General features: G+C 62.1%; 13 protein-coding genes. All 13 read left to right on the top strand.

The annotated features are described in order from the left end of the window. Window positions 1-23 precede the first annotated feature (23 nt). The 13 genes from E4P00_RS24675 to E4P00_RS24735 all read left to right on the top strand — a co-directional run bounded on the left by E4P00_RS24675 (window position 24) and on the right by E4P00_RS24735 (window position 18,892). Window positions 24-977: a D-2-hydroxyacid dehydrogenase family protein gene (locus E4P00_RS24675; RefSeq protein ID WP_248133248.1), complete on the top strand. Its 954-nt coding sequence runs from the start codon at window positions 24-26 to the stop codon at window positions 975-977. 473 nt (window positions 978-1,450) lie between these two features. Further along, complete coding sequence (gene glgA / locus E4P00_RS24680) at window positions 1,451-3,007, top strand: glycogen synthase GlgA (protein ID WP_081883347.1); 1,557 nt, start codon at window positions 1,451-1,453, stop codon at window positions 3,005-3,007. A gap of 31 nt (window positions 3,008-3,038) precedes the next feature. Next, window positions 3,039-4,784 carry a malto-oligosyltrehalose trehalohydrolase gene (gene treZ / locus E4P00_RS24685; protein WP_248133229.1) on the top strand — a complete coding sequence of 582 codons (1,746 nt, stop codon included), beginning with the start codon at window positions 3,039-3,041 and terminating at the stop codon, window positions 4,782-4,784. After that, window positions 4,781-6,865, top strand: a complete 2,085-nt coding sequence (gene malQ, locus E4P00_RS24690) for a 4-alpha-glucanotransferase (RefSeq protein ID WP_248133230.1) — start codon at window positions 4,781-4,783, stop codon at window positions 6,863-6,865. Before treZ ends, malQ begins: the two co-directional genes overlap by 4 nt. Then, window positions 6,862-9,612 (top strand): malto-oligosyltrehalose synthase, encoded by a 2,751-nt coding sequence (locus E4P00_RS24695; protein WP_248133231.1) that lies wholly within the window; start codon window positions 6,862-6,864, stop codon window positions 9,610-9,612. Before malQ ends, E4P00_RS24695 begins: the two co-directional genes overlap by 4 nt. 23 nt (window positions 9,613-9,635) lie before the next feature. Further along, the gene (locus tag E4P00_RS24700; protein ID WP_248133232.1) at window positions 9,636-9,896 is read left to right on the top strand and encodes a DUF2934 domain-containing protein; all 261 of its coding nucleotides are present in this window, start codon (window positions 9,636-9,638) and stop codon (window positions 9,894-9,896) included. 121 nt (window positions 9,897-10,017) lie between these two features. Beyond that, window positions 10,018-12,177 (top strand): glycogen debranching protein GlgX, encoded by a 2,160-nt coding sequence (gene glgX / locus E4P00_RS24705; RefSeq protein WP_248133233.1) that lies wholly within the window; start codon window positions 10,018-10,020, stop codon window positions 12,175-12,177. Between the two features lies 1 nt (window position 12,178). Beyond that, window positions 12,179-13,177 carry an acyl-CoA dehydrogenase family protein gene (locus E4P00_RS24710; RefSeq protein ID WP_248133234.1) on the top strand — a complete coding sequence of 333 codons (999 nt, stop codon included), beginning with the start codon at window positions 12,179-12,181 and terminating at the stop codon, window positions 13,175-13,177. Next, a complete protein-coding gene (locus E4P00_RS24715; RefSeq protein WP_032880935.1) occupies window positions 13,174-13,932 on the top strand; it encodes a PIG-L family deacetylase in 759 nt (252 codons plus the stop codon). Before E4P00_RS24710 ends, E4P00_RS24715 begins: the two co-directional genes overlap by 4 nt. Then, window positions 13,929-14,528: an SAM-dependent methyltransferase gene (locus tag E4P00_RS24720; RefSeq protein WP_248133235.1), complete on the top strand. Its 600-nt coding sequence runs from the start codon at window positions 13,929-13,931 to the stop codon at window positions 14,526-14,528. Before E4P00_RS24715 ends, E4P00_RS24720 begins: the two co-directional genes overlap by 4 nt. Next, entirely contained in the window at window positions 14,525-15,184 is a 660-nt protein-coding gene (locus E4P00_RS24725; protein WP_216091499.1) for a glycosyltransferase, read from the top strand. The genes E4P00_RS24720 and E4P00_RS24725 overlap by 4 nt, the downstream gene beginning before the upstream one ends. Window positions 15,185-15,327: 143 nt before the next feature. Further along, on the top strand, window positions 15,328-16,089 hold the full coding sequence (locus tag E4P00_RS24730; protein ID WP_032880929.1) for a PIG-L family deacetylase: 762 nt from the start codon (window positions 15,328-15,330) through the stop codon (window positions 16,087-16,089). A gap of 250 nt (window positions 16,090-16,339) precedes the next feature. After that, window positions 16,340-18,892 (top strand): autotransporter outer membrane beta-barrel domain-containing protein, encoded by a 2,553-nt coding sequence (locus tag E4P00_RS24735; protein ID WP_216091500.1) that lies wholly within the window; start codon window positions 16,340-16,342, stop codon window positions 18,890-18,892. The last annotated feature ends 121 nt before the right edge of the window (window positions 18,893-19,013 follow it).

The following is a 19,013-nucleotide window of genomic DNA, read 5'->3' on the forward strand; positions in this document are numbered from 1 at the left end:
CCTTTGATTTCGAGGCCCATGGCATGTCGATACAGATCGCAGTGATAGATGACTGGCAGAACGTCGCCAGTGACGTGGTGGATTGGTCGACGCTGGACGGCGTGGGCCAGGTACATTTTCTCCACGACTACCCCGCTGATACGGCGACAATGGTTGAACGCTTGAAGGGCTTCGAGGTGATTTGCGTCATGCGCGAACGGTCCACCTTCAACCAGGCCCTGCTGCAAGAGTTGCCCAAGCTCAAATTGCTGGTCACCGGCGGTATGCGCAATGCCGCCATCGATATTACCGCCGCCAAGGCCCTGGGTATCCAGGTGTGCGGCACCGACAGCTATAAACACGCGGCGCCGGAACTGACCTGGGCGCTGATCATGGCCTCTACGCGCAATCTGCTGGCCGAAGCCAACTCGCTGCGCGCAGGCGGATGGCAGGTGGGCCTGGGCGGTGACCTGCATGGCAAGACCCTGGGCGTGCTCGGTCTGGGCAGTATCGGCCAGAAAGTCGCGACGTTTGCCCAGGCATTCGGTATGCGGGTGATCGCCTGGAGCGAAAACCTCACGCCGCAACGGGCGGCTGAAGCAGGCGTGACATGGGTCAGCAAGCGCGAGTTGTTTGAACAGGCGGATATCCTCACCATCCATCTGGTGCTCAGTGAGCGCAGCCGTGGGCTGGTGGATGCCCAGGCTCTGGCGTGGATGAAGCCCACGGCGCACCTGGTGAACACCGCGCGCGGGCCGATTGTGGATGAGCAGGCGCTGGTGCAGGCATTGAGCAGTGGCCGCCTGGCCGGGGCGGCGCTGGATGTGTATGCCCAGGAACCGCTGCCGACTGATCATCCATTTCGCCGCTTGCCCAATGTGCTGGCCACGCCACACGTGGGGTATGTGAGTGAGCACAATTACCGGCAGTTCTATCAACAGATGATTGAAGACATTCAGGCCTGGGCCGATGGCGTGCCCATCCGCGTGCTGGGCTGACGCATCAAAAAGGTGCGGCCCTGCCTTCCTGTAGGAGCGAGCTTGCTCGCGAAAATCGTCAACGATAAAGCATGTTTCTTGAATAAACGCGGCGTCTGTGAGTCTTTCGCGAGCAAGCTCGCTCCTACAGAGAACACACTGCATATCGTTAGATTTATTTTGTCCTACAAAAAACCGCGCTAAACCCTGCAGGCTCTGGGATCTGGCCTAGACTCATGACCGATGGGTCCGTTCCAAAACAAAAACCCCGCAAAAAATCTAAACTTTCCAACTCCGCCTCAGGTCAAGTTTTAGGTAAGGACGTGCACGAGCGTTTCACGCCGAATGCCCGTTCATCCAATCTTTTTCAGCCGACGTTGCAACTGGCATACGCCTTGCCAGCTTGTATAGCGCTGGTGTGCCTGGCCGCAGGATGCGGCCACTTGGAGCTGATGGCAGCGGGCCATTAGCGAACCAACAAATGGGAGTGCATTATGATCAGTGCCGCAGTAGATACTCAGGGAGAGCGTTTTAGTCAGCCGGTAGGGGGGCCAACGTCTTTGGTCGACCTGCCCAACACTGTGCGGCCGATCGTGAGTCAGAATCCGAATCGAAAGAAAGTCTTGTTCGTCACTTCCGAGTTCGCCGACCTGGTGAAAACCGGTGGCCTGGGCGATGTGTCCGCCGCCCTGCCCCGCGCCATGGCGCATTTGCACGATGTGCGGGTGCTGATCCCCGGGTACCCGCAAGTGATGGAAAGCGACAATCCGATTCATATCGTCGGTGAGCTGGGCGGCCACGCGGCGCTGCCGCCGTGCAAGATCGGGCGTATGGACCTGGCGGACGGCCTGGTCATCTATGTGCTGATCTGCCCCGAACTGTATGAGCGTGAAGGCACGCCGTACGGCGCCAATAACGGCCGCGACTGGCCGGATAACCATATTCGCTTCGCCCGCCTGGGCCTGGCCGCCGCCGACATGGCCGCCAACCTGGCACAGATCCATTGGTGCCCCGACCTGGTGCACGCCCATGACTGGCCCGCGGGCCTTGCGCCGGCGTACATGCACTGGCGTGGGTCACGCACGCCAACACTGTTCACCATTCATAACCTGGCCTATCAGGGTGTGGTGAGCCTGGCGTCGACGCCCGAACTAGGCATCCCACCCCACGCCCTGCAGCAGGAAGGCATGGAGTTCTACGGCAAGATGTCGTTCCTCAAGGCGGGCATGGCGTATTCCAGCCACATCACCACCGTGAGCGCCACCTACGCCCAGGAAATCACCACGCCGGAATTCGGCTGTGGCCTGGATGGCTTTCTTGCCAGCAAGACTCAACAAGGTTTGCTCAGCGGTATTCCCAACGGCATCGACGAAAGCTGGGAAACGTCCACCGATACGCACTTGACCCACAATTTCAATATCGGCGACTGGGAAGGCAAGGCGATAAACGCCACCCATGTGCGCGAGCTGTTTGGACTGCACGCGTCCAACGGCCCGCTATTCGCCGTGGTGTCACGCCTGGTTTATCAGAAGGGTCTGGACCTGACTGAAGCGGTCGCCGGCTTTATCGTCGAAAACGGTGGCCAGATCGCGATCATCGGCCGTGGCGAACCCGAAGAGGAACAGGCCATGCGCGAATTGGCGCTGCGCTTCCCGGGCCAGGTGGGTGTGCGCATCGGCTTCAACGAGACCGATGCCCGTCGCATGTTTGCCGGAAGCGACTTCCTGTTGATGCCCTCGCGCTATGAACCTTGCGGCCTGAGCCAGATGTACGCGCAACGCTTTGGTTCGTTGCCGGTGGCGCGGAACACCGGTGGCCTGGCGGACACCATTGAAGATGGCGTCACCGGCTTCCTGTTCAATGAATCGACGGTGCAAAGCTACGAAGAAGCCCTGCGCCGTGCCTTCAAGGTATTCGCCTTCCCCGGCCTGCTCAACGCCATGCGCAGCCGCGCCATGACACAACCGTTCAACTGGTGCCAGGCGGTTGAACCCTACGCCGAGCTCTACGAACAACTGGTGGCCAAGGCCTTGGGGAAACCAACCAAATAGCCACTTGAACCAACCTGGGAGGTCTTCATAGATGCCGTTACGGACTCTGGACACCTGGCCCCACGGCGCAATCATGCTGGACGCGCAACACACGCGTTTTGCCTTGTGGGCGCCAGACGCTTTTTATGTCAGCGTTGAATTGCAACACGGTAAATCCATCACCCTGCTGCCCCAGGCGGATGGCTGGTTCGAAGTCGAAGCAGCCTGCCCTGCCGGCACGCTCTACCGCTTTAACATCGATGGGGAAAACGCGGTTCCCGACCCCGCTTCCAGGGCCCAGGCCCAGGACGTGCACGGTTGGAGCCAAGTGGTCGACCCCAACGCTTACCCATGGCGCAATACCCAGTGGCAAGGTCGCCCCTGGCACACCGCGGTGATCTACGAACTGCATGTGGGCGCCATGGGTGGCTACGCCGAAATCGAGAAACACCTGCCACGCCTGGCTGAGCTGGGAATCACTGCGATCGAGTTGATGCCACTGGCGCAATTCCCCGGTGAACGCAACTGGGGCTATGACGGCGTGCTGCCCTACGCACCACACGCCGCCTACGGTACGCCCGAACAGCTCAAGCACTTGATCGACACGGCCCATGCCCATGGTTTGGCGGTGATGCTCGATGTGGTCTACAACCACTTCGGGCCCGATGGCAATTACCTGGGCCAGTACGCCAAGGGGTTCTTCCATGAAGACGTGCATACCCCCTGGGGCGCCGGTATCGATTTCGAACGCCGTGAGGTGCGGGATTTCTTCCTTGATAACGCGCTGATGTGGCTGCTCGAATACCGCTTCGACGGCCTGCGCCTGGATGCGGTACACGCCATCGATAATCCCGGGTTCTTGCAGGAGCTGGCACACCGCGTGCGTCAGCAGGTGCACGACGACCGGCACGTCTGGCTAGTGCTGGAGAACGAGCTGAACCAGGCCAGCCTGCTTAAGGAAGATTTCAACGCCCAGTGGAATGATGACTTTCATAACGTGCTGCACGTGCTGCTGACCGGTGAAACCGACGCCTATTACAGCGATTTCGCCGAACAGCCCACCGCCAAACTGGCGCGTTGCCTGGGCGAGGGCTTTATATATCAGGGCGAAACTACCCGCCACGGCCATGCACGCGGCGAACCCAGTGCAGATCTGCCGCCCAGCGCTTTCGTGGCGTTTTTGCAGAACCACGACCAGATCGGCAACCGCGCCCTGGGCGAACGCCTGCACCAACTGTGTACGCCCCAGGCGCTGAACGCGGCGACGGCTCTATTGCTGCTCAGCCCGATGATTCCGCTGATGTTCATGGGCGATGAGGTGAATGCGGCCGAACCCTTTCTGTTTTTCACCGACCATCACGGCGAACTGGCCGAGGCGGTGCGCAACGGCCGACGCAACGAGTTCGCCGATTTCGCGGCGTTTCACGACCCCGAGCAACGCGAACGCATTCCCGATCCCAACGCACTGGAAACCTTTGCGCAATCGGCGCCCTCCTTCGTCGAGAACGAGCACACCCAGCTCTATCGTCAGCTGTTGAGTCTGCGTCACCAATACATAGTGCCGCACTTGCCGGGCACTGTAGCCTTGGGCGCGCAGGTGATGGCCGAGGGAGCTGTCACGGCGCGTTGGCGCCTGGGCAACGGCAGCCTGTTGCAGATAGATTTGAACCTGAGCGAACAGCCTCTGGATCACCCCGCGCCACACCCCATCATTTTCCAGACGCCTGCCCAGCAAGGTACGCAGTTACCACCGTTGAGCGCACGCGTTTGCTTATCACCTGCCGGAGAACACTTTTGAGCGAAGCGAACCTGGAACTACTCGCCAGTCGCGCGGGCCTGGCCGTCGATTGGATCGATGCCAACGGTCGCCCGCAACACGTGCAGCCCGAGGCCTTGCGCGCCGTTCTCAAAGGGCTGGGGCACCCGGCCGATACCGACGCCGAGATCGGCGCCAGCCTGCAGGAACTGGAGCAGGTGCAACAAGACACGCACCTGCCGCCCTTGATCACCATCGACAGCGGCGCAAGCCTGGACCTGGCGAGCTACTTCGCCCCGGACACCCCGTGTCGCGTCAGCCTGGAAGGTGGTGAAACCCTGGAGCTGCGCCTGGACGGCAATGCGGTGCTGCCCGGGGTGATTGCCCTCGGCTACCACCAGGTGCATATCGATGGGCAAACCTTCACCCTGGCCGTTGCGCCCAGCCACTGCTACAGCGTGGCCGACGCGGTGGACAGCCGCCCCGCTCGCGCCTGGGGCTTGAGTGCCCAGCTGTATGCCTTGCGTCGCCGCGGCGATGGTGGCTTTGGGGACACCCTGGCCCTGGAGCATCTGGTGCGCTCGGCTGCCGAGCGCGGTGCCGACGCGGTGGCGATCAGCCCCATGCACGCAATGTTCAGCGCCGACACCGAACGTTTCAGCCCTTATTCTCCGTCCAGCCGCCTGTTTCTCAACAGCCTGTACGCCTCGCCCGCCTGCATCCTTGGCGAGCGTGAAGTGCGCGACGCTACCGAGGCCGTCGGCCTGACCGACGAACTGCGGGATTTGGAGCAACTCACGCTGATCGACTGGCCCACCGCCGCCAAGGCCAAGCAACGCCTGCTGCGTGCGCTGTATGAAGACTTCCGCCACGGCGCACATCCGCAACATGCCGACTTCCAGAGCTTCCGCCAGGCCGGCGGCGAGGCCCTGGAAAACCACTGCCGCTTCGAAGCCGTGCAAGCGCAACGTGCCGCCGCCGGCGAAGAGCTCGACTGGCGCCACTGGCCCGAAGACTGGCGCACGCCGCAGAGCCCGGCGCTGGCGCAGTTTGCTGAAGAAAACCGCGATGAGATCGGCTACTTTGCCTTCACCCAATGGTTGATCGCCCGCAGCCTGGCGCGCGCGCAACAGGCCGCCCGTGGCAGCGGCATGGGCATCGGCCTGATTGCCGACCTGGCGGTGGGTGCCGACGGTGGCGGCAGCCAGGCATGGAGTCGCCAGGATGAACTGCTGGCCGACCTCACGGTAGGCGCACCGCCGGACATTCTCAACCGTGCAGGCCAGGGTTGGGGGATCTCCGCCTTCTCCCCGGAAGGTCTCAAGCGCAATGGCTTCCGTGCGTTTATCGAAATGCTGCGGGCCAACTTCGCCCATGCCGGTGGCTTGCGCATCGATCATGTGATGGGCCTGCAACGCCTGTGGGTCATCCCCCTGGGTGCCTCGCCCCGCGAAGGCGCCTACTTGTACTACCCGGTGGACGACCTGCTGCGTTTGCTGGCGCTGGAATCCCACCGCCACCAGGCCATCGTCCTCGGTGAAGACCTGGGTACGGTGCCCGAGGGCCTGCGTGAAAAGCTCAGCGCCCGCTCGATTCTGGGTATGCGCGTATTGCTGTTCGAACAGGACCACGAAGGCCGGTTCACGCCGATTCTTGACTGGCCCGACAACGCCTTGGCCACCACCAGCACCCACGACCTGCCCACCCTCAATGGCTGGTGGCACAGCCGTGATATCGAGTGGAATATCCAGCTCGACCTGATCGACCCTCCCACCGTGGAGCAATGGAGCGAACACCGTCTGCGCGAACGTCATGCACTGCGTCAGGCCTTGAGCCAGGACCCGCAGAACTTTGTCGATGAGATCCGCAACGACACCGATCACGTGATCGACGCCAGCGTGCGCTACCTCGGCCACACCCGTGCGCCACTGGTATTGCTGCCGCTGGAGGACGCGCTGGGCATCGAAGAGCAAGCCAACCTGCCCGGCACCCTCGATACCCACCCCAACTGGCGCCGACGCTTGCCAGGCGAGGCCGCCAGCCTGCTCGACCACGACAGTGCTGCGCGCCGCCTCGAACTGTTGGCCGTGGCGCGCAACCAAGCCTATGAGCGTGACCGATGAACGTACTGCCCCTGCGCGCCACCCAGCGCCTGCAATTTCATAAAGGCTTTACCCTCGATGATGCGGTGCCGCTGGTGCCGTATTTTGCCCGACTGGGCATCAGCCACCTGTATGCCTCGCCGCTCCTGAGCGCCCGCGCCGGCTCCATGCATGGCTACGATGTGGTCGACCCCACCCGCGTCAACCCGGAGTTGGGTGGCGAGGCAGCATTGCGTCGCCTGGTCGCCACCCTGCGTGAACACAACATGGGCCTGATCCTGGATATCGTTTCCAATCACATGGCCGTGGGTGGCGCGGATAACCCCTGGTGGCTGGACCTGCTGGAATGGGGGCGCTTGAGCCCCTACAGCGAGTTTTTCGACATCCAGTGGCACTCGCCCGACCCGTTGCTCAAAGGCCAATTGCTGATGCCGTTCCTGGGCAGCGATTACGGCGAAGCCTTGCAGAGCGGAGCGTTGACGCTCAAGTTCGACGCCGCCCACGGCAGCTTCTACGCCGAGCATTACGAGCATCGCTTCCCGATCTGCCCACGGGACTACGCCTTGATCCTGGGCGGCGATGAGGTGCTCAAACCGCTGGCCGAGCGTTTCGCCGCCCTCGCCTATCACGACGATGCCTACACCGAAGCCGCTAGGCTCAAGCAGGCGCTGACCGAACGCGCCACCGAGGTCTTACCGGCCATCAAGCAACGGCTGGCCGCTTTCGATGGTCGCCAGCCTGAGGGTTTCGAGCGCTTGCATCATCTGCTTGAGCAACAGACCTACCGCCTGGCCAGTTGGCGCACCGCCGCAGACGACATCAACTGGCGGCGCTTCTTCGACGTCAATGAGCTGGGCGGCCTGCGCGTGGAGCGCACGGCAGTGTTCGAAGCCACCCACGGCAAGATTTTCGAGCTGATCGGCGCGGGCTTGATCGATGGCCTGCGCATCGACCATATCGACGGCCTGGCCGACCCACGTGGTTATTGCCGCAAACTACGCCGCCGCGTGGACGCGCTGTCGCTACAGCGCCATTTGCCGATCTTCGTGGAGAAGATCCTCGGCGAAGGCGAAACCCTGCGCGAAGACTGGCAAGTGGACGGCACCACTGGCTACGAATTCATGAATCAACTGTCGTTGCTGCAACACCATCCTGACGGTTTTGCTCCGCTGGCCGACCTGTGGACGCGCCACAGCGAACGGCCCTCGGCGTTTATCGACGAAGCCCGCTTGGCGCGCCAGCAAATCCTCAATGGCTCGTTGGGCGGCGACTTCGAAAGCGTGGCCCAGGCCCTGCTGCAAGTGGCCCGCGATGATGTGATGACCCGCGACCTGACCCTGGGTGCGATCCGTCGGGCCTTGCAGGAGCTGATTGTGCATTTCCCGGTGTACCGCACCTACATCAGTGCCAGGGGCCGCAGCACCGCCGACGACAAAGTGTTCCAGCAGGCCATGGACGGTGCGCGCAGTACCCTTAACGAAGGCGACTGGCCGGTGCTTGAGCACCTGGAAAAATGGTTGGGCGGCCAGCCTTGGCGCAATCGCCCGGTGGGCCGTGAGCGCAAGATCCTCAAACATGCCTGCGTGCGCTTCCAGCAGCTGACATCACCCGCCGCAGCAAAGGCCGTGGAAGACACCGCGTTCTATCGCTCGGCCGTATTGCTGTCGCGTAACGACGTGGGCTTCAGTACCGAACAATTCAGTGCGCCGTTGGCAGATTTTCACCAGGCCAATCAACAGCGCCTGGCTACCTTCCCGAACAATCTGCTGGCCACCGCCACCCATGACCACAAGCGCGGCGAAGACACCCGCGCACGCCTGGCGGTGCTCAGCGAGTGCGCGCCCTGGTATGCCGAACAGGTCGAACACTGGCGCAACCTCGCCGCGCCCTTGCGCGAGGGTACCGACAGCCCTTCGGCGGGTGATGAGCTGATCCTGTATCAGGTGCTGCTCGGCAGTTGGCCGCTGGAGCACAACCCGGACTTTGAGGCTTACCAGCAACGGCTCTGGCAATGGCAACAGAAAGCCCTGCGCGAAGCCAAGTTACAAAGCAGCTGGAGCGCGCCCAACGAAGCTTATGAGCAGGGTGTCGAGCGCTTCCTCAAGCGTCTACTGCTCAGCGAAGCCGGCCAAGCGCTGCGCGATGCGCTCGACAGCGCCGCTCAAGCCATCGCCCCCTCCGGCGCTCTGAACAGCCTGGCGCAAACTTTGCTTCACCTCACCGTGCCGGGTGTACCGGATGTGTACCAGGGCGACGAGTTCTGGGACTTCAGCCTGGTGGATCCGGACAACCGACGCCCGGTGGATTTCGATGCGCGCCAGCGTGCCCTGGATACCCCTCCCGATATCGGTGAGCTGTTGTTCAACTGGCGCGATGGGCGTATCAAACAAGCGTTGATTGCCCAGGTGCTGAACGCGCGCAGAGCCTGTCCCGAGCTGTTTCGCAAAGGCAGCTATACGCCGCTCGAAGTGGTGGGTCGGCACGCGGAGCGCGTGGTTGCGTTTTACCGTGAGCACCAGGGCCAACAGCTGTTGGTGGTGGTGCCGCGCTGGCCTTATCCGTTGCTGGAAAACGGTGTATTTCCCCACATCAATGCGCAGGTGTGGGGCGATACCCGGGTGAAATTACCGTTCGCCACCACAACACAAAACTGGAAGGGACTTTTTCAAACAGGCGCAGTCACACCCAACAAGGAGCTGTTGATCAGCGCTGCCCTGGGGGATCTCCCGGTCAATGTCTTTATCAATCCTGATAATCAAGAAAGCTGAACATTTTCTGTGAGGAGTTTGTGATGAGTAAAGAAGACAAACGTATTCGCGAACTGGCGCATCAGATCTGGGAGTCTGAAGGCAAGCCGGACGGTGCGCACGATCGCCACTGGGAGATGGCGCGCAAACTGGCCGAAGCCGAGGCGCTGACGCCCAGCAAGCCCAAGCCTGCCGCCAAGCCGAAAACCGCGCCCAAGGCGGCCGCCAAACTCAATCCGGTAGCCGCCAAGCCCGCGGCGAAAAAACCGACCGCCCCGAAGAAGCCAAAACCACCCGCCCCATGATTTCTCGGGCCTGCAGCCGTTATCCCAGGCTGCAGGCCCTTTTTCGTCCATGTCCTTTGCTGAAACACCGTCAGCACGGCCGCGTTCGGTCCGAGAAAAGACCCCTTGCAGGAGCAACACCATGAGCAGACCCGAGAACACCACAGCGACGCCGGATCATGAACCGTCGCGGATTCGTGAAGGTTTGCCCTTCCCGCTCGGCGCCACCTGGGATGGCCTGGGCGTCAACTTTGCACTGTTTTCTGCCAACGCCACCAAAGTGGAGTTGTGCCTGTTCGATGACTCCGGCGAAGTCGAGCTGGAGCGCATCGAACTGCCCGAATACACCGACGAGATCTTCCACGGTTACCTGCCCGACGCCCACCCCGGGCTGATCTACGGCTACCGCGTGTACGGCGCGTACGACCCGGCCAATGGTCATCGCTTCAACCACAACAAGCTACTGATCGACCCCTACGCCAAGCAACTGGTGGGCGAACTCAAATGGTCGGAGGCGCTGTTCGGCTACACCATCGGCCACCCGGATGACGACCTCAGCTTCGATGAGCGCGACAGCGCACCCTTCGTGCCCAAGTGCAAGGTTATCGACCCGGCGCACACCTGGGGCAACGATCAACCCGTACGGGTGCCTTGGGACCGCACGATCATCTATGAAACCCATCTGCGCGGTATCAGCATGCGCCACCCTTCGGTGGGCGAGTCCGTGCGCGGCACCTGCGCCGGCTTGATGGAAGACGACGTGCTCAAACATATCCGCCAGTTGGGCGTCTCTTCGGTCGAGCTGCTGCCGGTGCACGCCTTCGTCAACGACCAGCACTTGCTGGAAAAAGGCATGACCAACTACTGGGGCTACAACAGCATTGCCTTCTTCGCCCCCGACCCGCGCTACCTGGCCAGCGGCAAGATCGCCGAGTTCAAGGAAATGGTCGCGCACCTGCATGAGCAGAAGCTGGAAGTGATTCTGGACGTGGTCTACAACCACACCGCCGAAGGCAACGAGCGCGGCCCGACCCTGTCCATGCGCGGCATCGACAACGCCTCTTACTACCGCCTGATGCCCGACGACAAGCGCTTCTACATCAACGACTCCGGTACCGGTAACACCCTGGACCTGAGCCACCCTTGCGTGCTGCAAATGGTCACCGACTCCCTGCGTTACTGGGCCACCGAGATGCATGTGGACGGTTTCCGCTTCGACCTGGCAACCATTCTGGGCCGCTACCGCGACGGGTTCGACGAACGCCACAGCTTCCTGGTCGCCTGCCGCCAGGATCCAGTGCTGCGCCAGTTGAAAATGATTGCCGAACCCTGGGACTGCGGCCCCGGCGGCTACCAGGTGGGCAACTTCCCGCCAGGCTGGGTGGAATGGAACGACCGCTTCCGCGACACCGTGCGTGCGTTCTGGAAAGGCGACGACGGCCAACTGGCGGATTTTGCCGGGCGCATGACCGCCTCGGGCGAGATGTTCAACCATCGTGGGCGCCGGCCTTACAGCTCGGTGAACTTCATCACCGCCCACGACGGTTTTACCTTGCACGACCTGGTCTCGTACAACGACAAGCACAACGAGGCCAACGACGAAAACAATCAGGACGGCAGCAATAACAACCTGTCGTGGAACCACGGTGTCGAAGGCCCGACCGACGACCCTGAGATCAACGCACTGCGCCTGCGCCAGATGCGCAACTTCTTCGCAACCCTGCTGCTGGCCCAGGGCACTCCGATGATCGTCGCTGGTGACGAGTTCGCCCGCACCCAGCACGGCAACAACAATGCCTACTGCCAGGACAGCGAAATCGGTTGGGTCAACTGGGACCTGGACGATGACGGCAAGGCCCTGCTCAAGTTCGTCAAGCGCTTGATCAAGCTGCGCCTGGCCTACCCGATTCTGCGTCGTGGACGCTTCCTGGTCGGCGACTACAACGAAGACATCGGCGTAAAAGACGTCACCTGGCTGGCGCCCGATGGCAACGAAATGAACACCGAGCAATGGGAAGACAGCCAGGGTCGCTGCCTGGGCATGTTGATGGATGGCCGCGCCCAGGAAACCGGGATCCGCCGGGCGGGTGCCGATGCTACGCTGTTGCTGGTGGTCAATGCCCACCATGACATGGTCAATTTCCGCCTGCCGCCGGTGCCGGAGGGTGAGTTCTGGACGTGCATGCTCGACACCAATGAGCCGGCGATACGCGGCCAGGAGCGTTTTGACTTTGAGCATGAGTACGCCGTGACCGGCCGCTCATTGCTGTTGTTTGAACTGCAGCGTGAAGACGAGGTGTGAAATGGCGTTGCACAGTTTCCTTCAGGGCTACCGGGGCTACGCGGATACGTACGCCCTGGGTACGGCACTGAAGGCACTTCAGGAAGAAGGCCTCGATCAACTGCCGCTGCCGGGCAGCGGCGAAACCCTGGCCCGCTTCAGTCGGCTGGCCCAGGTGGCCGGCCATGACTTGCGCCTGTGCAAGTTGTTCGAAGGTCATACCGACGCGCTGGCGATCATGGCCGAACTCGACAGCCCCGCGCCGCCGCTTGGCAGTACGTGGGGCATGTGGGCGGCCGAACCACCCACAGCCAAGGTGCGTGTACGGCGCGACGGTCAGTGGCTGATCGTCGATGGACGCAAAGCCTGGTGTTCCGGCGCGGCGGTGGTCAGCCACGGCTTGCTGACTGCCTGGGACGAGGATGATCGGCAGCAGCTGGTGGCCGTGGCGATGGATCAACCCGGCGTCACGGTGTCGGACGAGGGTTGGAATGCGGTAGGCATGGCTGCCACCGGTAGCGTTGACGTTCTGTTCAACGCGGTCAAGGGTATCGCGGTAGGTGGGCCGGGTGATTACCTGTCGCGCCCCGGCTTCTGGCAAGGCGGAGTCGGTATCGCCGCGTGCTGGTACGGCGGCGCGCAACGCTTGGGCGAAGTGCTGCGCGCGCACTGTGCGCAGCGCTCGGAGCCTCACGCGCTGGCCCATTTAGGGGCAGTTGACAGCGCACTGAACAGCGCCGCTTGCGTACTACGCGCCAGCGCCGGGCAGATAGACCGCGAGCCTCGCGCCAATGCCAGGCAACTGGCCCAACAGGCACGCGCATGTATTGAAGACACCGTCGAGCAGGTCATGCGTCATGTCGGCCATGCGGTAGGCGCCGGCCCCTACTGCAAAGACCCGCACTTTGCCCGGTTGATGGCAGATTTGCCGGTGTATGTGCGGCAAAGTCATGCCGAACGCGACCTGGCTGCCCTCGGCGAACTGGTCACCGGCGACGACTCGGGACGGTGGCAGTTATGAAACCCAATCCGATTGTCGGCCAGGGCACCCCACTCAATCATTGGCAAACCTCGGCACGGCTGGCCGAGTTGCCGCACATCAGCGCCGCGCAGTTGGTACCGCAGGGGCACCGCGCGGTGATCATCGCACCGCACCCGGACGATGAAGTGCTCGGCAGCGGTGGCCTGCTGCAAGGTCTGGCCGTATTGGAGCGCCCAATCCTGTTGATCTCCGTCACCGACGGCAGCGCCAGCCATCCCGGTTCCAAACGCTGGCCGGTGGCACGCCTGGGCGTGGTGCGGCCGCAGGAGTCGGCCCAGGCCCTGCACCGCCTGGGCCTGCCGTTGCACAGCTTGAAGTGGCTGCGCGGCGGCTTTACCGACAGCAAGGTGGCCGAGCGCGAAGCCCAACTGTGCGAGTTCATCCAGCGTCACCTCAAACCCACCGACATCGTGTTCGCCACCTGGCGCGAGGATGGCCATTGCGACCACGAAGCGGTGGGCCGTGCCAGCGCCAAAGCGGCCCAGGCTGTCGGCGCCACCCTGTGCGAACTGCCGGTGTGGACCTGGCACTGGGCGACTGCCGAAGACCACCGGGTGCCCTGGCATCGGGCGCGCAAGATTGCATTGACGCCCGAGCAAGTGGCACGCAAACGCCACGCGATCCACGCGTTCGCCAGCCAGTTGGAGGGCGACCCGCAGGTCGGCCTGCCGCCGGTGCTGGCACCCTACGTAGTGGAACGCTTGCTGCAACCTTTTGAAGTGGTGTTTGTATGAGTGTGGCCACCCCGTACTTTGATCAACTGTTTGCTGGTAACGACGACCCCTGGGCGTTTCGTCAGCGCTGGTACGAACAACGCAAGCGCGCACTGACCCTGGCCGTGCTGACCCGACCGCGCTATGCCTCGATCTTCGAGCCTGGTTGTGCCAACGGCGAGCTGAGCGTCGAACTGGCGACCCGTTGTGAGCGCCTGCTGTGCTGCGACACCGCTAGCGCCGCAGTGCAACTGGCACAGACGCGCCTGACAGCGTTTGCTCATGCTCATGTAGAACAGCGCCGGCTGCCCCAGGAATGGCCCGCGGGTCAGTTCGAACTGATCGTGTTGAGCGAGCTTTGTTACTACCTTGATGCCAATGATCTGAATCGTCTGATCGATCACGCCCTGGCGGCCTTGACCGATAACGGCCAACTCCTGGCCTGCCACTGGCGCCCGCCCATTGACGGTTGCCCGCAAACCGCCGAACAGGTGCACGCCCTGCTCCAGCACCGACTGGGTATGCCACCGCTGGTACAGCACCATGACAAGGATTTTCTGCTCGATTTGTGGAGCCGCGATGGCACCTCGGTCGCGCGCCATGAGGGGTTGCGATGATCGGCATCTTGATTCCGGTGCACAACGAAGAAGCGCTGCTGGATGACTGCCTGAGGGCTGCGCAGATCGCCGCCAACCATCCGGGGTTGCACGGGGAAACGGTGCAGATCCTGGTAGTGCTCGACAGTTGCAGCGATGCCAGTGCAGCGATCGCCCAGGCGCATGATGTGCAAAGCGTCCAGGTGCAGGCACGCAACGTAGGGCGAGCCCGAGGCGTCGGCGCACGGCACTTGTTGAACCAGGGTGCGCGCTGGATTTCCTGTACCGACGCCGACAGCCGCGTGGCCCCCGACTGGCTGGTGGCTCAACTGGCCCTGGGCTGTGACGCGGTGTGTGGCACCGTGACCGTGGACGCCTGGAGTGAGGGGTTTGACCCCGCGGCGCAGATTCGTTATCACCAGGCTTACCAGGCGCGTGATGGCCATCAGCACATCCATGGCGCCAACCTGGGCGTGAGTGCCAGTGCCTATGTGCAGGCCGGCGGCTTTGAACCGCTGGCGTGCCACGAGGATGTGCAATTGGTGCGCGAACTGGAACGTTGCGGTGCTTCCATTGCCTGGAGCCATGCGCCGCAAGTGGTCACCAGCGCACGCCTGAATTGCCGCGCCCAGGGCGGTTTCGGCGATTACCTGAAAAGCCTGATGATGGTTTCGTAAAAAAACGACAAACCTGTGACACATCCTTGTCTATGCTGAGAGTGGCTTGCATAGCATCCCAGGATTGGAATGCCGTGCACTCACCGCAGCGGAGCCTGCGCTGAAGTCAAGAGCATTACCCACCGACAAGGACGTGACACCCCATGAAGCCTGCCTCCTCAAGCGAAGGCCGTCGCGGCCCCGCGCAAATCTGGAACAGCGCGCCGCAGTTGGCGCAAATCCCCTGCATCGCACTGGCTACCCTGGTACCGCCCGGTGCCCGGGTTGTGGTGATAGCGCCCCACCCTGGCGATGAAGTCCTGGCGTGCGGCGGTTTGCTGCAACTGCTCAGCACGCGCGAGCATCCGCTGAAATTGATCTCCATTACCGATGGCAGCGCCAGCCATCCAGGCTCCCAGGTGTGGCCGGCCAGGCGCTTGAGCGTAGTGCGTCCCCAGGAAAGCGCCGAGGCCTTGCGCCGCCTCGGTATGCCGTTGCACAGCCTCAAATGGATTCGCGGTGGTTTTTGCGACGACGCGCTAGCTGCCCACGAGCAGCCGATGAGCCAGTTCATTGCGCGCTACTTGCAACCTGGAGACGTGGTGTTTACCACATGGCGCAATGACGGTAATGACGACCACGATGCAGTCGGTCGGGCGAGTGCAAAAGCCTGTAGCCTGGTGGGCGCGCGCCTGTATGAATTGGCGATCTGGGCCTGGCATTGGCCGGCACGCGAGGGGGCGGTGATTCCCTGGCAACGCGCACGCAAGGTGCGCCTGGACACCTGGAGCGTGGCGCGCAAACTGCACGCCGCCCATGCCTATGCCAGCCAATTGGTCGGCGACCCGCAGATAGGCTTGCCGCCCATGCTCGCCCAAGTGTTGCTTGAGCGTATGCGCGAACCCTACGAGATCGTGTTCACCTAGGCATTGGCTCGTCTATACCTGTCAGGTTTTACAGTGGCGGCCTTTTCTATCTGCAACTAAGGTGCGACAAGTGCTGCGCCAGTTGAGGTGCGGTCGAGAAAGCCATGCCAACCCATTGCATTGCCCGGTGTTTTCAGATGCAGGTAACTCGTAGTCCCTGATCCGTATCGCGTTCGTTGTTGCCATGGTTTTGAACCGCGCCCGCTGTTCCGGGCGACGGGACATCATTGTGCTCAAGCGAGGACGGATCATGCGCACACGGATAACTTCTTTGTTGTACTCAGCGATTATTCTGACGGCATGGCCGTTTGCCTCGTATGCGGCGTGCACGGTCAATAACACGCCAGGCAACGACACCTCCAGTTGTGACAGCGCCACCGCGCCGGGCTTTATCGATACCGGCGGCGACAACACCCTCGAACTCACCGCCACGGGTCGAGTAAGCGGGAATGTGATCTTTGGAAGCGGCAATGATCACGTGGTTGTCAACGGCCCGAGCGCGGGCATCGATGGCAACCTCAACCAGGGTGATGGCAATAACATTTTCCAGCTCAACCAGGGCAGTATCACCGGATCCATCAGCCAAGGCGCGGGCGCTGATGGGGTGGAGATTTCCGGGGGCCAGGCAGGCGCTGTCAACCAGGGCTCGGGGATCGACCGTTTTGACATGCGCGGCGGCACCATTGCCTCGCTGGAACAGGGCGACGGCCTGGACGTCTTCAACATGAGCGACGGCATCATCACCGGCGGCTTCGACGACGGCGACAATGCGACGATGACCGGCGGCACCATCGGCCGGGTCAACATGAAACTCGATGACAACCGGTTCGATATGTCTGGTGGCCGGATCATCGGCAACCTGGTGACCGGCTTCGGCAAAGACACCATCCTGATTTCAAACAACGCGTTCGTGGGCGGCAATATCAGCGTCAGCGGCGGTGACGATCAGGTGATCATTTCCGGTGGTGAGGTTAACGGGCAAGTGTTGCTCAGCTTCGGTAACGATGAATTTATCTGGTCCGGCGGCAACCTGCATTCCTCCGTGTTAATGGGGGCCGGCGACGATACGGCGCTGCTTCAGGGGCTGGTGGCTGAGCAAGTGGCGGCTGCGCAGCTGATAGATGGTGGCGTGGGGATTGACGCCCTGACCCTGGACAACACCAAAACCGCTGATCCCGGCCTGTTTGCCAACTGGGAAAGCATTCGCCTGGACAACGGCTCACAAATGAACCTGGGCGGGACGTTGACTCTGGGGGACAGCGAGACTGGCACCGGCGCCCTGCTCATTGATAGCACCAGTGCACTGCTGATCAACACGGGCGGGATCAATCCGTTTACCGCCGGCCAGTTGGTCAACGTGACCAACAGCGGCACCCTCGACATGGTCACTGGCAGCACCACCGCCCGTGACACCTTGACCATCAACGGCAACTACACCGGCAACGGCGGGCGTCTGGCGCTGCAAACCGTGTTGGGAGCAGACGACTCGGCCAGCGACAAACTGGTGGTCAGCAACGGCACACTGCAGGGCAACACCACCCTGTTGATTACCAACCTTGGGGGCGCCGGCGCGGCGACGTTACAAGACGGCATCCAGGTAGTGCAGGCGCTCAATGGCGCCAGCGGGCCTGGCACTGCCTTTACCTTGGGCAATACGGTAACGGCCGGGGCGTTTGACTACTACCTGTTCAAAGGCGCGAGCACGGCTGGAACCGAGCAGAGTTACTACCTGCGCTCCACGATTCCGGTCACACCGCTGCCCGAACCAGAAGGGCCGGTCACGCCAGTGCCTGAGCCGGTGGTTGGAACCCCGCCCCTGCCGTCTAACCCCACTGACAAGGAGGTCCCGATCTATCGCCCCGAAGTACCGCTGTACTCTGTGTTGTTTCCTGCCGCGCAGCAAATCGTGCAGGGCATGCTCGGCACGTATCACGAGCGCATGGGCGATCAGAGCCGGCAACAGCAAACCGGCGTCATGCCGGCAGGTTGGGGCCGGGTCTACGGCAGCAGCAGCCGCCAGAGTCTCGCCGGTGCGGTCAACCCTACATTGGACGGTTCGCTGACAGGGTTCCAGGTCGGCACCGATGTGTTCGCCAGCCTGCTGGACAACGGTGTGTTGCAGCGCCTTGGGTTCTTCGTCGGTCACAGTCGCCTCAAAGGCAATGTAAAAGGCTTCAACGGCGGCTGGGAGAACAAGGACGCCGGCAAAACTACCTTGCGCGGCGATAGCCTGGGGGTCTACTGGACACTGATCGGCGCCAACCAGGCTTATCTTGACCTGGTGTTGATGGGCACCCGCTTTGATGGCAACAACGAGTCAGCGCGTGGCGTCAAGATGAAAACCCGCGGGCATAACGTTACCGCCTCCGCCGAAGTGGGCTGGCCGTTCGCGCTGAGCGCTCGCTGGATTCTGGAGCCCCAGGCGCAGTTGATCGTCGGCAAAACCAAGCTCGATAGCCAAAACGACGGTATTTCCCACGTTTCCTATGACGCCGATACCAACGTCACTACGCGCCTGGGTGTGCGCTTGCGCGGCGATTACACCGTCAATGGCCTGCCGCTGCAGCCTTATGTGCGTGCGAATGTCTGGCATTCCAGCGCTGGGGACAACAGTGTGATATTCAACGATGTGACGCGTATAGACACCGAACAGAAATCCACCACGATGGATGCCAGCCTCGGGGCAACCCTGCAAGTTGCCCAGGGCATCAGCCTGTACGGTGAAGTCGGTTATGACCGCAACCTGGACAGCAATAGCTTCAACGGCCGCCATGGGACGCTCGGCGTAAGAATGGATTTCTGACCCAGAAACCGCTGTAGGAGCGAGCAAGCTCGCTCCTACACGGCCATGTAAGACTTTTTCCCAGAGCTTGGATCTGCCACACTGATGCGAATAATTATCAACAGATTTTTTATTTGCCACG

The sequence above is a fragment of the Pseudomonas sp. B329 genome (genome assembly GCF_023127835.1).
In the GTDB taxonomy this organism is placed as follows: domain Bacteria; phylum Pseudomonadota; class Gammaproteobacteria; order Pseudomonadales; family Pseudomonadaceae; genus Aquipseudomonas; species Aquipseudomonas synxantha_A.